The sequence below is a fragment of the Carboxylicivirga sp. genome (genome assembly GCF_982718395.1).
On record NZ_CEXQWX010000022.1, the window covers coordinates 38,133 to 53,776 of the forward strand.

Sequence of the window (15,644 nt, forward strand, 5' to 3'; positions counted from 1 at the left end):
TATTAAAATTGATAACAAATGTTAACAAACTGCAATTTTTGCTATAATTTTAAGTTAGCACATAACTGATCAGCTCGCAAACTGATAAAAAACCGAACTAATAGTGGAATGACTTTACCCTAATTAATGAAGTCGAATTGCAGGAAATAATCTAAAGAATTAGATATATCCCAACTTCGTTATCCCACTGAATAGAATTTTTGATTACAAAAGAAATACGATGTAGTTACAGGACGATATGTTTTCTCTACAGGAGCGTGAAAATATTATATTTTTGCTCTCCTGCTTAATTTCGTCTATTCCTGTTATACTCTTTGGTATTCCTGCTAAGAATTTTTGCTTCCTGTAGCATTATTTTATCCTCCTCAAGACAATTTTGCTATGCTCAAGATATTTGCAATAACCTCAGTCATCTTTATTTTCCTTTCGAAAATCAGAAGGTGTCATATCATATTTTTGCTTGAAATTGCGTCTGAAGTTCTTAATATCCTGATAACCGACGTTCTCTATTATTTCTGAGACAGTGAGGTTGGTTTCCTTAAGATACTGGGCAGCACGTTTTAAACGAATTTCTTTAACAAATTCACCAGGTGTTTTCTTTGTGAGTTTCTTGATCTTACGATAAAATGTTGAAGTACTCATTGCCAACTCTGAAGCCAGCCTTTCAGGATCAAAACCTGAATCACTCATGTACTTCTCTATAATTTTAATCGCTTTCTCCAGAAATTCCCCTTCTTCTGATTTGATCTCTGCATCGGTAGGTGCAAGTACAACTTTTTGTGAGAACTTATCACTTAGCTGCTTCCTGCTTGCCACAAGTTGCTTTATCTTTTCAATCAACAGCTCTGGTTCAAAAGGTTTTGTTACGTAGGCATCAGCTCCTTTTTTTGTACCAAACAGTTGATCCTGGGATGTACCTTTAGCTGTTAATAACAGTACCGGTGTATGAGAAGTCAGTTCATTTGATTTCACTTTTTCGCACAATTCAAATCCATCCATTCGAGGCATCATAACGTCGGACACAACAATATCCGGCTTTTGGTCGATGATTAAATCAAAGGCAGCAGCTCCATCTCTGGCTTCCAGCAGATCAAACTGATCAGATAATAAATCAAGCAGGTATGAACGAACTTCTGCATTGTCCTCAACCACCAGCACTTTAGCCCCTTTGGTTTTTACATTAATGGATCTTGTTTTGTTTTTAGTCTCTGATAACGGTTCTATCACTGTCGCTTCCTTGCTATCATCATGTTCTTTGATCTGATCATCTGAAAAATGATTTTTACCCTTTGGTAAGATCACGGTAAAAGTCGTCAACTTGTTTGGCTGACTCTCCACCTCAACGCGTCCATTATGAAGCTCAACATAACTCTTAACAAGTGCCAGTCCTATACCTGAACTCCCAACTGTTTGCTTTCCAGGAACCTGATAAAATCGTTCAAACAAGTGCTTTATCTGCTCGCTTTTAATGCCTTTCCCATTATTACTAATACTAATTAATACCTCTGTGGAATTTTCTGTTACATTAACTTCAACCACGCCTGGCTCACCAACAAATTTAAAGGCATTTGACAATAAGTTATTGAGTACAACGCTAATCCGCTCTTTATCAAAAAACAATTCTCTTTGCTTAATCCTGAACTTCTTTTTAAAAGATATCTTTTTGTTATCAGCCAGATCATCAAACGCCTGACAATATTCATTGATGAATTCAACAATATCTTGTTGAGAGGCTGATATCTTAATTTTTCCAGCTTCAATTTTTCTAAATTCCAACAACTGATTAATAAGATTATAAAGACGCACAGTATGCTGGTGCACCAATTGCATTTTGTTTTTAACAAAGGAGGCCGGTAAATCTGACAAATCTTTCTTAAGCAATTCATTTACAGGAGCCATAATTAAAGTAAGCGGAGTCCTGATCTCGTGCGATATATTGGTAAAGAATTTTAATTTGTACTCATTAATCTGATGCTCCTGCTCTCTAAGCACTTTTTGCATTTTAGCCGCATTCATCAGGCGTTCCTGTTTCTTACTAATCATGGTAATAAAGGTCACGACCAACATAATGAGAGCAATATAAATTACAACTGCATACCATGATCGCCAGGGGGCTGGCAGTACTTTAATGTTAATAGATTTTTCCTGATCACTCCATCCGCCATTGCTATTTGTTCCTTTTAGATGTAAAGTGTACTGTCCTGGCTTCAGGTTATTAAATGATATGTGTCGGCGCGTTCCTATATTAATCAGCCCCTCATCTCCCCCCTCTAACCAATATGCATATTGATTACGTTGCGGAGCATTATAATCCAACGATGCCATCTCAATTGAAAACTCCGACTCCCTATGAGTAAAAACCAGGTTATCAGCTTCATTAATTGAAGTGGGTAATAACCCATCTTCTTCAATGGGCACCTCCTTATTTAATATTTTAAAGCTTGTAATTACAATTGGAGGCGAGGTTTTATTCTTCTTTATCTTCCCCGGTTTGAAGAAGGTTAGATCTGAGAATCCACCAAAGTATAATGTGCCATCTGGTGATTTGAAACAAGCTGCCTCCGAAAAATTTGATCCACCTACGCCATCTGACTCGTCATAGTTACGAAATGTCTCATTTTTAGGGTTAAACCTCGAAATACCAGCATTGGTACTCAACCATAAGTTACCTTTATCATCATTTAAAATCCCATTGATGTAATCATCTGAAATACCATCATTAACGCTGTAGTCATTCAGGCTGTATTTATTTTCATCTACTTTCTCTAACTTATTAAGACTACAGGGCGTACCAAACCACAAGGTATTTGAATCATCAATCCACGTACTTAAAATGATATCGCATATGGGCTTTTGATTGTCGACAAGTAAATCATTTAGTGAAATAAAAGTTGAATCACTCGTATGAAATTTGAATAATCCTTTGTAGGTGCCAACCCACATATCATCATTATTATCTAATAATAAAGTTGTTATCCGATCAATGGGCAGATGCCCATTTTCATTACCTGAGATAAACTGCCGGATAAGTTTACATTCTGACCCTGTTATTCGATAATGAAATAATCCTGATTGCTGAGTAGCAAACCAAATATTATCGCCATCAAATAATATCGAATGGGCTTTTTTTACATTCCTTAATTCAGGGCTTTTAAAAAACGCAGACGCATTCAACAAATAATATGACCCTTCTGCATTTACTTGAGCAATATATAATCCTTCGTTAATACTCACCCAAATGTTGTGCGCCTTATCTTCTCGAATTCTTTTTACAACAATACCTTCTTTACCATATAAGCGATCAGAAGGTAAAAAATCCACTTTTTCAATGCGTCCATCTTTCTCAGACACAAACACTCCACTCCCTTTGGTACCGATCCACAGATTTTGCTTCGAATCTTTACAGACGGTGTTAACATGGCGCTCATGCGAACCATTTTTAAGGCTTGCTCCTAAGGTATTAAACTGACTTTTTGACGATAGTTTTACAATTCCTCCTCCATCGGTACCAATCCAAATATCGTCTTCTGCATCCTCATAAATATCAAGTATTACGTCGAAATCAATGGTTGTATCCGAAATTTCTTTAGGCTTAATATCAACGTGTTCAAAAGTCTGTAACCGCGTATCAAAACGAAATAATCCATCGCCCCATGTTCCAACCCAAATATCTCCATTTTTATCCTGCCGTAACGAATAGGCTTTTGGTGATAGGTTATTTTTATCCCAGGGCAAATTATATTGGGTAAAAGTATGATCCTTATAATTGAAACGAACAAGATTCAATTCCCAGCCAACCAACCACAAATAAGGTTGGCCTTTTTCATCGATAATTATTTCGGTAATTTCATTATATCCTGATGCAAACTGCAAGGTTTTAAATGCCTCACCTTCTTTGGCGTAGCGTAACCCATCGTTTGTCCCGCACCAAATGATACTGTCTTTTGTTTGTATAATAGAGTTGACTCTTGAATTGCCAAGCCAATGTTTAATAGAGTCGGTTCGTGTATCAATTTCCCACAAGCCCCCTGTCCAACCACCAATCCACATTGAGGATTTTACTCCTGCTTTAAAGGATACAATTCGATTGGGAACTGTTTCGTAAAACTTATGTGTAAAAAATTTCTCTGTTCTAACATCATAGATATTGTATCCACCGGATTTGGTTCCTATCCAAATATTTCCAAGCGTATCCTGATACAAACGTTCGATGGAAGGATTAACCAAGCTCGTTTGTTTATTTCTTTCTGGTTTAAAATGTTTAAAAGTATAGCCATCATAACGATTTAACCCACCCCTTGTTCCAAACCACATAAACCCATACATATCTTGTATGATTGATGTGACTTCATTCTGTGATAGCCCATCTTTTACCGATAAATAACTAATTTGGTAATCCTTCGCTAAAACTGATGAAAATAACCCTGTAATACAGAGAAGTGCCGATATGAGGAAATTATACCTGATTTGACTTTCCATAAATCCATTTGAGACTAATACAAAAGTAAGAAACAAATTTTATTCATGGCTAATGAGTCGAAAATCAACCTTCTGTACATTGTTAACCTTTAAGGATGAATCTTTTCCTCAATTAATTGATCAAAACACCTGATCTATTGATTTGTTTCTCCAATCAATTGATTGCTTTTACTAAAATCAATTTCCTGAATTACATTTGGTAATACATAAATCAATCTGATATGAAAACATATTCAATTATAATCATTGCCTTATTTATCTTCCAATGGACTATCAATGCGCAAACTAAAAGCTACCCAATCGTTGATACTGGTGTCAGTATATGTTACAATGATAAAAGCATCATAAAAGCTCCAAAAAAAGGTGAAGCTTTTTTTGGACAAGATGCCCAATACAACGGTTATCAACCATCTTACACCAACAACGGGGATGGCACAATTACGGATAATGTAACCGGCTTGATGTGGGCCTCCGAAATGGGAGAGAAGGTCAGTTATAATGAGGCCTTCGCCAAAGCCGAAAATTCATCATTAGGTGGATATAACGACTGGCGCGTTCCAACTATAAAAGAACTGTACTCGTTGATTTTGTTTACCGGCCAGCTGACTAGAAATAAAACCGCTAATCAATTATATATTGATACCAGGTACTTCAAACAACCACTTGGGGACATATCGAAAGGAGAGCGAGAAATTGATGCACAAACATGGTCAGATACTAAATACACCGGTACCACGATGCGTAAAAGCGAAACAGTGTTTGGGGTGAATTTTATTGATGGACGTATTAAGGGCTATCCGGTTTTTAACCGTCGTAAGAATAAAGACAATCAATTGTATGTGCGTTTGGTAAGGGGTAATCCTGATTACGGTATCAATAAATTTGTTGATAATGGCAATGGAACCATATCTGACACGGCTACAGGACTAATGTGGCAACAAGCTGACGATGGTATTGCCTGTAACTGGGAAGAGGCCCTTTCTTATGCCGAAAATGCAAACATTGCAGGCTATAGTGACTGGCGTTTACCTAACGCTAAAGAGTTACAAAGCATTGTAGACTATGCCCGCTCTCCACAAACAAGCAATTCTCCAGCTATCGATCCCCTATTTTACACTTCTGAAATAAGGTATCCCGATGGCAGCAAAGGTCATTATCCACAATTCTGGACCAGTACCACACATCTGGATGGTCGTAACCCATATGCCAGTGCCGCGTATATTTGTTTTGGTGAAGGGCTAGGCAAGATGCATAACCAAATAATGGATGTGCATGGTGCCGGGTGTCAACGAAGCGACCCAAAATCAGGTAATGCAAAACTCTACCCACAGTATCATGGTCCCCAAGGCGATATCAGGTATGTGTATAATCATGTAAGACTGGTGCGCGATATTAAAGCAGAGAATAGTCAAAACAGATAACGATATGAATCTACCTATTCATACCACATTTCTGATAATATAAACGCTATACTACAACTTATTAGTGCAGCTAACAACATTAGAAACAATTAAAACCTGAAAGTCATGAAGAATATTTTTATTTTATCAGCCTTACTATCTTTATCATTATTCAGCTGTGAGAGTGATGAAATTACAGATGAACCAAATGACGATAGTAATAATGGATACAAAGAAGTTGAATTGACAATTAATTATCCCATTGTTGACTCAAAACAATCCTCTTACTATGATAATGATGCACAAATGTCGAGCACACCAGCTAAAGGCAGCACATATTATGGGCAGGATGCACAGTTCTCAGGTAATCAACCATCTTACACAAAAAATTCAGATGGTACAATAACAGATGATATCACCGGTCTTATCTGGGAAAAAGGTTATCAGCGAATGACACATTCTGAAGCACTGGCATATCTGGATGAGAAAAATAATGGAGACTATAACGATTGGCGAATTCCAACAATCAAAGAGTTATACTCACTGATACAATTTAATGGTACCGATGTGAGCAGTCAGGATATGGAATCTCAACCTCCGGGCAATGCCGTTCCATTTATTGATGATGAATACTTTGATTTTGATTATTTTGCGAATGGCGAACGAGCTATCGATGTGCAATACTACAGCAGCACAAAATATACGGGTTATACTATGGGACAGGACGAAACCCTGTTTGGATTAAACCTGGCAGATGGGCGTATCAAAGGTTATCCCTATAGTTCAAGAGGAACAGAAAAAGATTATTCCGTGAAGTTAGTAAGAGGCAACACTTCATATGGTATCAATGATTTTGTGGATAATGGAGATAATACCATAGCAGATAAGGCTACCAACTTAATTTGGGATAAGGAAGATAGTGGTCAGGCAATGGAGTGGGCCGATGCTCTTGAATGGGCACAAACCATGAATGAGCAAAAACACAGGGGTTACGACGACTGGCGTGTTCCTAATGCTAAAGAACTACAGAGCATTGTAGATTACACACGCTCACCGCAAGCTACCAATAGCGCAGCTATTGATCCGATTTTTAATATTTCAAAAATTATAGTCGAAGGTGGGTTGGAAGATTATCCCTTCTTTTGGAGCAGCACAACTCACTTAAACCTTCACTCTGCATCATCTGCGGTATACATTTGCTTTGGTGAAGCTCTAGGTTTCTTTCCAAACGGAGCCACAACGCCAATAGATGTACATGGAGCTGGTGCACAACGAAGCGATCCAAAATACGATAATGGGATCGACTACAGTTCAGGACATGGTCCGCAAGGTGATGTTGTCAGATTCGAACACTTTGTTCGCCTGGTAAGAGATGCTGAATAAGTTAATTGAGTTAATAAACTTTTTCTTAAAATGCCACCAAATTCAGGTGGCATTTTTATTGTTTCCAACTTAGGTGGTTGTAGCTAACAACCAATCCCCTCCAATTCTTCATCGACCAATTCCTCCAATTCGTAGATGATTAATCCCGATCCATTGATTGCTTTTTCATACCCACAGGCTTCACGGTACATTTGATATATAACATTAGAACACACAAAATCTGCATGTGTATCATCTGTAACTCTAACAATTAAAATTAATTACCATGAAGAATTTCAAAAACAACAAAAAGCTAAACTTACTATTAGTAGCTCTAATGGTATGCACTTTATCTATTGCGCAAGGACAAAAGAAACAAAAGGGTCATCGTCCTTTGCCGGATGCAGAACAGATTGAAAAAATGGTTGATAAGTTAAGTGATGAGCTTTCCTTAAGCGAAGCACAAAGCACTAAAATTGGAGCATTGTACACAGATCATTTTAAACATGTCGAAGAAAGGCTAAAAGAGGGACGTCCTCCCAGGGAAGAAATGGAAAATCTGAGAAGTGAATTTGAAAATAAAGTTCGAAATGAACTTACCGAAGCACAGCAAGAAGCATACACAACTTTCCTCGAGGAGAGAAAGGAGCAAAAACGCAAACCTCAGAAACGATGAACAGGGAACGTCTATATCAATTAGTGCCACTGCTCTATGTGGTGGCCTTTATCCTCTTGCTACTATGGATTCTTAAAGACGGGATTGATAATCATCTTGATACTGAGACAAAAGAGTCACAAGCTACTTATCGTCACCGTCATACGTCAGCGAAACATTAAAGCACACTATACCCTTAATCCCAATTCTTATGACTCTTCCATATTATGATCCAATACAGCTAAAAGACATAGAACAGGTTCAGCTTATGAACCGGGTTGATACCAAATATTGGTTTCACAGCAGCAAACTGGCAGAGATACTAAAGCAATGTAGCGACCATTATTACATACTAGAAATCGAAAACAAGCAGCTTCTGTCTTATACAACCATATACTATGACACGACGATAAACAGTATGTACAAAGCTCACCATAACGGAAGATTAAATCGCTTTAAAGTCAGGCACAGAACATATGTTGACTCTGGCATCTCATTTCTTGAAATCAAACGGAAAAGCAATAAAGGACGAACCATAAAAGAACGAATATTGACAGATATGGAGAGCACAGTATTTGGTGCGGATGAGCAAATGTTTTTAGACTGTAATTGTCCTTTTTCTGCAAATGATCTGGTACCGGCCACACAAAATCAATTCCGCCGGATTACATTGGTGAGTAAATCATTCGATGAGCGTTGCACAATTGATATCAACCTGCGTTTTCAGAGCAATAAGCAAAAGATTGATCTTGATGATCTGGCCATTATTGAGGTTAAGACAGATGGCGGACCAGCCAATTCAAAACTTTCTCAGCTTCTATTGAAGATGGGCATCAAGAAATCGGGCTTTAGCAAATATTGTATTGGTCGTGCACTAACCGACGGCCACCTTAAACACAATGCCTTTAAACCAAACCTGCGACGACTATCAAAGACATTGAAAAACTCTAACTAATCTAAATTACACACATGGCTATTGAACAAATTATACAAACTGGCATTGAGCAGGTTGGCCAAACTGTCAACCAATTACCAGATTGGGAAGATAATTTTCGCTTATTGGGAATTAAACTGATCAATGTCAACGACTTTACCGAGTTGTTATTAAGACTGGTACTTAATACAATCCTTATTTTTTCGGTGGTACATTTTATGTATGCCAGGCGAAGCCGACGCAAAGACTTTTACTTCAGCTTTATTGTCATCGGCGTTATTGTATTTCTTTTATGCTACCTGTTGAGTAATGTAAAGCTTGAATTAGGGTTTGCACTGGGGCTGTTTGCTATTTTTGGTATTCTGCGCTATCGAACCGATGCTATTCCAATCAAAGAAATGACATACTTATTTATTGTCATTGGCATTTCAGTTATTAACGCTCTATCCAACAAAAAGGTGAGTTATGCTGAGTTGGTTCTTACGAATATGGTTATCGTTTTTGGCCTATGGTTCTTAGAAAAACGATTGGCACTTAAGCAAGAACTTTCTGTGCAGCTTACCTACGAACATATTGAAAATATTCACCTTCTCAAGCATGATGAGCTATTGGAAGATATTCGTAACAGAACAGGTATCAATATCAGCCGCTATGAAATTAATAAGATTGACTTTCTGCGCGATGTAGCCGACATCACCCTCTATTACAGTGCAAACGGAAATAAAACTAAGTAACATGAAACGAACATGAATTTAGCATTCTAATATTCACACAAGAGAATGATTAAAATTCATCGAGAGTTCCATGTGACAAATGAAGATAAAATATATACACATGAACTTTAAAAAGATATATATAATAGCATCCATTCTATGGATAAGCACTCTGGCAAGTCAGGCACAGGATGTAGATAACACTTATCAAACCCGCACCGAATTTAAGTTGAGTTATAAACTTTTGGATAATCTAAAACTGGTTGCAACACCTGAACTTCGTTTTGATGAAAGTTATTCCATAGATAAATACATTATGGAACTGAAGACCGTTTACAACCCGTTTAAACGTCTTGCTCTTGGTGCCAGTTATCGCTTTGTGGCTAACAAGCGTGAAACAAAAGATACAGAGTATCTGCAACGCTACGCCTTTGATGCCAAATACAATTTTAAAATCAACAGGTGGAAACCAGAAATTCGTCTACGCTATACGAATTATTCAGAGGATAATGAAAATGGTGAATTCCTCCGCTATAAAGGTGGCGTTGAGTACAATATCCGAAAGTGTAAGCTGACACCATATGCAGGGGCAGAACTCTTCCAGGAATTCACCAACAGTGAACTTTTTAAAGTCAGGTACACTTTGGGAACTGATTATAAAATCAACAAAACCAACTCAATAAGTTTGGCCTACAAACTCGACTACTACATGCAGAGGTATGAAAACAAGCACATTATGTATGTTGGTTATAAATTCAAATTTTAAACTCTATAATATGAAACTCACAAAAAAAATCAGCTTTATCCTTTTCGTCAGCAGTTTGTTGATAACCTTTACATGCTGTCGAAACGATGACAACATTGAACCGGATGACACACAGGAAGAAGAAGTTATTATTGATCCTGAAACTTATCCTGACTGGACAGAAACAACCCACAGTAATAATGTAAACCCGGATTATAACATTGTATTTGAGCAAAATACTGTGCTTCGATTTGATATTGCAATTAAGGAAAGTAACTGGAGTACCATGCAATCTGATTTGGCTTCTAACCTCGGTAATTCAAGTGGAGGACCAGGGGGAGGTGGACCGGGAGGAGGTGGACCCGGCTCTGTAGATTTTGATCCGGTTTGGGTACCCTGTACTTTTCAATTTAATGATACCGAATGGTACAATGTAGGCATCCGCTTCAAAGGAAACTCTAGTCTACGCTCGGCTTACCAATCAGGTAACAACAAACTTTCCTTTAAACTTGATTTTGATGAGTTTGAAGATGATTATCCGGCATTGAAAAATCAGCGTTTTTATGGCTTTAAACAACTCAATCTGAATAACAACTATGATGATGGTTCACTCTTGCGTGAAAAAGTCACTGCCGATCTGTTTCGCCAGTTTGGTTTAACATCAGCACAAACCACTTTTTGCGAAGTTTATGTGGATAAAGGTAATGGTTCTGAATATTATGGTGTTTATACCTTGGTGGAAGAAGTTGATGATACAGTATTGGAGTCACAACTGAACGATGACAGTGGAAACCTTTATAAACCCGACGGTGATGCTGCGAGCTTTGCTAATGGCACATACGATGAAAGTGAGATGGAAAAGAAAAGCAATGAAGAAGAAGGTGATTATTCAGATGTATATGCGCTGTATACAAAGATTAATTCATCAACAAGAACCAGTGATACAGAGCAATGGAAAACAGAACTGGAAAGTGTTTTTAACGTGGATGGTTTTATGAAATGGCTGGCTGCCAACACCATTATACAGAATTGGGATACTTATGGTCGGATGACACATAATTATTACCTCTATAACAATCCGGCCGATGGTTTACTGACCTGGATTCCGTGGGATAATAACGAAGCTTTACAATTTGGTAAACAAGGCGGAGCATTGAGTCTATCAATGGATGAAGTAGGTAATAATTGGCCATTAATTTCTTACTTAATTGACATTCCTGAATATGAACAGATGTATGAGGAATACTTACTCGACTTTGTCAACCAGGTTTTTATACCGGCCGACATGATCAATCTGTACGATGGATATTACGAACTGCTAAAGGAATATGCTTACGCTGAGCGTGATTCTTACACTTTCCTTACCGGAAATTCAGACTTTGATAACAGTATTGAAGAGCTAAAAAGTCATGTGCAAGAACGTAACAACGCCGTTGCTGACTATTTAGAAAACAAATAAGAGTGATATTCAAGAGGGTGCCTGAATGGGTTAGGTGCTATTAAATAGATCATTAGATTTAGACTTTATAAAGTATCAAGACGAATCATAATGAACAAAGGCACCCTCTTTTAAGTCCAATCAACCAATGGCAACGTATATCCATTGAATATTTTATATTTGTCATATGCCTAAAAAAGATAAACATCCCTCGCTCCTTCTCACAGAGCATATAATCTTAGCAACTATCTGGCTGTTTATTTTCGCTTCACCATTAGTTTTCACTGATAGTAATGATACGTCGCTTTGGCGAAAACTTTTTGGAACCTGGGCACGACTTCTGCCTTTTTTGGCACTGTCTTTACTCAATCATTTTGTACTAGTTCCGTACATTCTCTTTAATAAAAAACGGTGGCTTTATTTTTTAACTGGCTTTGCTTGCATATTTGCTTTTGTATTGCTCACCGACAGAATAGCACCCCTGGAAGCTCAAAGGAGACCACCGGAAATGCATCAGCCACAACACGGATATCCGCGTGACAAGCATCTTCCTCCACCTCATCGACCTCAGCCGCGCGATAAAGGCCCGGTTATACCACCTCAGGTCAACACCTTTTTACTGGCCATCCTTATTCTGGGTTTTGATACCGGATTACGAACTGCATTCAGATGGACACGACTTGAACAGGAAAGAGACGTGTTGGAAAAAGAAAAGGTGAAAAGCGAATTAGCCTTTTTACGCAATCAGGTCAGTCCGCATTTTTTTATGAATACACTAAACAACATTCATTCACTTATCGATTTTGATACGGAAGAGGCAAAAGACTCAATTATCCGCCTGTCGAAATTAATGCGACACCTGCTTTATGATTCAGAAGCTGAAAAAATACATATCTCAAAAGAAATAGAGTTCATCCGTCATTATATAAATCTGATGAAATTACGCTATTCGGATAAAGTGAAGATTGAACTGAATATTGATTCAATCATTCCTGATACATTTATTCCACCTTTGTTATTTACCTCATATTTAGAGAATGCTTTTAAACATGGTATCAGTTACCAGAAAGAATCCTTTATTGCTATTGATATCACATTTACCGGTGAGCAGCTGGTTTTTACAATCAGAAATTCAAATCATAAAAAGAAACAGGATGATGACTCTTCGGGTATAGGAATAGTTAACTCCCGTAAACGATTAGATTTATTGTATGGTAAAAAATATCAGCTTGAAGTTAAAGACACCAACCATGATCACATAGTTAAACTAACATTACCGCTATGATTCATTGTATTTGTATAGATGACGAGCCGTTGGCATTGAAACAAATGGCTGCTTACATTGAAAAAACACCTTTCCTTGAGCTTAGCGGTCAATTCGAAAGTGCTCTAAGTGCCATGGATTTTGTCGCAAGTAATAATGTCGACCTCATGTTTGTTGATATTAACATGCCCGACTTAAGTGGGATGGAGTTTGTAAAAACATTGAGCAATGGACCTAAAGTGATTTTCACCACTGCTTATAGTGAATATGCACTGGAAGGCTTTAAGGTAAATGCTGTCGATTATTTATTGAAACCCATTTCGTATGCCGACTTTCTGAAGGCTGCCAATAAAGCCAAGGATCTGTACTTCTCCGAACCTGAGGAATCCGAATCAATCGGCCATGGTGATGATTTCCTATTTATCAAATCGGAATACAAGGTAGTGCGCGTCAACTACCGCGACATCAAATATATTGAAGGCATGCGCGAATACGTTCGCATTTACCTGGACAATGATGCTCCTGTGATGGCCTTAATGAGTATTAAAAAACTGGTGGAGCATTTACCGGAAGCCAGCTTTATGCGTGTTCATCGCTCATTTATTGTCAACCTTGCTAAGATTACCACTATTGAGCGTAACCGCATTGTTTTTGATAAAACCTACATTCCCATCAGTGACCAATACAAAAATGCTTTCCAGGAATTTCTGGATAACAAGTTTCTTCGATAAAGTGTAATCTGCATTATTCATTATCACCCACCCGGGCGGATTCAGACTCTTTGGTAAAAGAGTAGTTTAGGAGATTGAGATGATTCTTCTTTTATTAAAGCTTACTTCACACAAGAGTGACCTTGCTTCCTGTTAATATAGAGCCACAGCTAATGCGTATAGGGATCGGCAATATGTATATAAAATAGATAAGGGTTTGAAATAAATACAAATGACACTATGTATCCTTTCCAAAAGCTATTATTCAGGTTACTTATACATTTCACCTGCATTAACCAATATATTGCCTATTCGTTTTCTCAGAGATGGAGGACTAAGAATTTCAATGCCTGCTCCATAACCAAGGATTAATCGTTCCAATTCATAATTGGGCACCACTTTTATGGTGATTACAATCCCATCAGATCTCTCTTCGATAATGTGTTGTGACCAATGAAGTGGTTTGGTTAATATGTAAGGTTTGTTATCATTGTTGACAAAGAGTTTAATCATTCGCGGCATTAGTCCCGAGTTGATTGTAACACCGATTACATTTTCGTAATAAGTATCCGGATTAAACGTCGGATCATCTTTAAAAGGCATATGCTCCATCACTTCAAAAGAATGAATCCGGTCAAGCGCCAGATTCATAATCATTTCACTCTTTTTCATTTTACCTATCAAAAACCATCGATTATTGTATTCTTTTAACATAAATGGATTAAAGTAGATGCGCCCTGGCCGTATGGCTTTGAAAGATTGGTACTCAACTTTGATTACTTTCTTATTAAGCACAGCCCGATATAAATCATTCAGGTGTTCCAGTCCTTTTAGTTTCTCATTTCGCTCAATGTGTATAATAGGGCGATTGGGGTTATGCTCAGTATAAATTTTGTTTTCCAGCTTTTGAATTAAGCCAGTCATCTCTTTAAAATGGCTAAAGCCCTGAAACTGCTTTAAAATTTCAACAGCATCACCCAGCTTTTCAAGGTCTTGTTCTGATAATGGCAGTTGCGTAATCGAATATTCCGGATTCTCGTAGGTATAGTATTTCTTCTCCTGAACAATGATGGGGGCATTATAACCCAGCTTCTCACTGCGCATCATCTGAATATCCATTTGCACCGTACGTCGACTGACACCTTTATCAATGCCTTCAAATTCATAAAGTGCATCTGAGCAGGCATCAATCAAATCCTTCAAAGTCCATTTACGGTAGCGGTTTCGCAAGCATTTGTCAATGGTTGTATAGCGAATAAGGGCATTTCTGTTGACAGGCATAATGCATTTTTTTAAGAAAAATAGAAAAAAACATTAAGTACGCAAAAAGACTGCGCAGGAGCCTTTAATCTTTGTTTCGTCGATATGACAAAACGTTCTTTGAAGATGATTCTCTTTATGTGACAAACAATATTTCTCCAATAGGAGATCAAGAAATGATGAAGGAAGAACACAAACGAAATGCAAGTTTCTGTATAGCTTCATAGTATTGGCTTGGTTAAGTTCAATGTACTGTTTTTGTTCCAACTGATTCATGTTGAGATGTGTGTCGAAGGTTCGAATCCTTCTCCCGTTAATCAGGGATAGCTTAGCTTGGTTAGAGCAACATCAATTATGGTAAGCCTTTTGGCGGTCAGGTTCGATTCCTGAGATTGAGGAGGCATCCTCACCTTTTAAATGCTCACATGAAAGTAGAATGACAAATGGCCGGTTGACCCCTTCGATGGGAATACAATCTTTGGATAACCAGTGAAAGCGATGAAAGCATTATCAATGGCAATTACTTTCTCTCTTGCTTTAGTGATAAATACATTCATGCAAGCAACAGACAAACTAATTGTTCGGGTATAATACTTCCCGTGTTCCCGTTACCAAAGATGGCTCTGTCAGCCTGCTTTCATTTTTAAAACGAATAATAACAAACTAAATATACCTTAAGATGAA

General features: G+C 37.7%; 11 protein-coding genes. 9 read left to right on the plus strand and 2 right to left on the minus strand.

Annotation, left to right across the window (positions count from 1 at the left end):
- Positions 1–405: 405 nt before the first annotated feature.
- Positions 406–4,479: a hybrid sensor histidine kinase/response regulator transcription factor gene (locus AC4MRQ_RS06580; RefSeq protein WP_491196862.1), complete on the minus strand. Its 4,074-nt coding sequence runs from the start codon at positions 4,477–4,479 to the stop codon at positions 406–408.
- 221 nt (positions 4,480–4,700) lie between these two features.
- Between AC4MRQ_RS06580 and AC4MRQ_RS06585 the strand changes: the two genes are divergently transcribed.
- From AC4MRQ_RS06585 to AC4MRQ_RS06625, 9 genes are all read left to right on the plus strand, one after another.
- Positions 4,701–5,900 (plus strand): Lcl C-terminal domain-containing protein, encoded by a 1,200-nt coding sequence (locus tag AC4MRQ_RS06585; RefSeq protein ID WP_491196863.1) that lies wholly within the window; start codon positions 4,701–4,703, stop codon positions 5,898–5,900.
- Positions 5,901–6,005: 105 nt separating this feature from the next.
- A complete protein-coding gene (locus AC4MRQ_RS06590) occupies positions 6,006–7,262 on the plus strand; it encodes an Lcl C-terminal domain-containing protein (protein ID WP_491196864.1) in 1,257 nt (418 codons plus the stop codon).
- 265 nt (positions 7,263–7,527) lie between these two features.
- On the plus strand, positions 7,528–7,917 hold the full coding sequence (locus AC4MRQ_RS06595) for a hypothetical protein (RefSeq protein WP_491196865.1): 390 nt from the start codon (positions 7,528–7,530) through the stop codon (positions 7,915–7,917).
- 190 nt (positions 7,918–8,107) lie between these two features.
- On the plus strand, positions 8,108–8,851 hold the full coding sequence (locus AC4MRQ_RS06600; protein WP_491196866.1) for a polyphosphate polymerase domain-containing protein: 744 nt from the start codon (positions 8,108–8,110) through the stop codon (positions 8,849–8,851).
- 14 nt (positions 8,852–8,865) lie between these two features.
- Positions 8,866–9,564, plus strand: a complete 699-nt coding sequence (locus tag AC4MRQ_RS06605) for a DUF4956 domain-containing protein (RefSeq protein WP_491196867.1) — start codon at positions 8,866–8,868, stop codon at positions 9,562–9,564.
- Positions 9,565–9,664: 100 nt separating this feature from the next.
- The gene (locus tag AC4MRQ_RS06610; RefSeq protein ID WP_491196868.1) at positions 9,665–10,309 is read left to right on the plus strand and encodes a DUF2490 domain-containing protein; all 645 of its coding nucleotides are present in this window, start codon (positions 9,665–9,667) and stop codon (positions 10,307–10,309) included.
- A 10-nt stretch (positions 10,310–10,319) separates the two neighbouring features.
- Entirely contained in the window at positions 10,320–11,747 is a 1,428-nt protein-coding gene (locus AC4MRQ_RS06615) for a CotH kinase family protein (protein ID WP_491196869.1), read from the plus strand.
- Positions 11,748–11,913: 166 nt separating this feature from the next.
- Positions 11,914–13,011 (plus strand): sensor histidine kinase, encoded by a 1,098-nt coding sequence (locus AC4MRQ_RS06620; RefSeq protein WP_491196870.1) that lies wholly within the window; start codon positions 11,914–11,916, stop codon positions 13,009–13,011.
- A complete protein-coding gene (locus AC4MRQ_RS06625) occupies positions 13,008–13,721 on the plus strand; it encodes a LytR/AlgR family response regulator transcription factor (RefSeq protein WP_491196871.1) in 714 nt (237 codons plus the stop codon). Before AC4MRQ_RS06620 ends, AC4MRQ_RS06625 begins: the two co-directional genes overlap by 4 nt.
- Positions 13,722–13,970: 249 nt before the next feature.
- On the opposite strand, the gene AC4MRQ_RS06630 is transcribed toward AC4MRQ_RS06625, so the two are convergent.
- Complete coding sequence (locus tag AC4MRQ_RS06630; protein WP_491196872.1) at positions 13,971–14,981, minus strand: helix-turn-helix transcriptional regulator; 1,011 nt, start codon at positions 14,979–14,981, stop codon at positions 13,971–13,973.
- Positions 14,982–15,644 lie beyond the last annotated feature (663 nt).

What these genes read in the sequence shown, in the direction of transcription:
- AC4MRQ_RS06580 (WP_491196862.1), bottom strand. Translation starts at nt 4,479, where the DNA reads ATGGAAAGTCAAATCAGGTATAATTTCCTCATATCGGCACTTCTCTGT.
- AC4MRQ_RS06585 (WP_491196863.1), top strand. Translation starts at nt 4,701, where the DNA reads ATGAAAACATATTCAATTATAATCATTGCCTTATTTATCTTCCAATGG.
- AC4MRQ_RS06590 (WP_491196864.1), top strand. Translation starts at nt 6,006, where the DNA reads ATGAAGAATATTTTTATTTTATCAGCCTTACTATCTTTATCATTATTC.
- AC4MRQ_RS06595 (WP_491196865.1), top strand. Translation starts at nt 7,528, where the DNA reads ATGAAGAATTTCAAAAACAACAAAAAGCTAAACTTACTATTAGTAGCT.
- AC4MRQ_RS06600 (WP_491196866.1), top strand. Translation starts at nt 8,108, where the DNA reads ATGACTCTTCCATATTATGATCCAATACAGCTAAAAGACATAGAACAG.
- AC4MRQ_RS06605 (WP_491196867.1), top strand. Translation starts at nt 8,866, where the DNA reads ATGGCTATTGAACAAATTATACAAACTGGCATTGAGCAGGTTGGCCAA.
- AC4MRQ_RS06610 (WP_491196868.1), top strand. Translation starts at nt 9,665, where the DNA reads ATGAACTTTAAAAAGATATATATAATAGCATCCATTCTATGGATAAGC.
- AC4MRQ_RS06615 (WP_491196869.1), top strand. Translation starts at nt 10,320, where the DNA reads ATGAAACTCACAAAAAAAATCAGCTTTATCCTTTTCGTCAGCAGTTTG.
- AC4MRQ_RS06620 (WP_491196870.1), top strand. Translation starts at nt 11,914, where the DNA reads ATGCCTAAAAAAGATAAACATCCCTCGCTCCTTCTCACAGAGCATATA.
- AC4MRQ_RS06625 (WP_491196871.1), top strand. Translation starts at nt 13,008, where the DNA reads ATGATTCATTGTATTTGTATAGATGACGAGCCGTTGGCATTGAAACAA.
- AC4MRQ_RS06630 (WP_491196872.1), bottom strand. Translation starts at nt 14,981, where the DNA reads ATGCCTGTCAACAGAAATGCCCTTATTCGCTATACAACCATTGACAAA.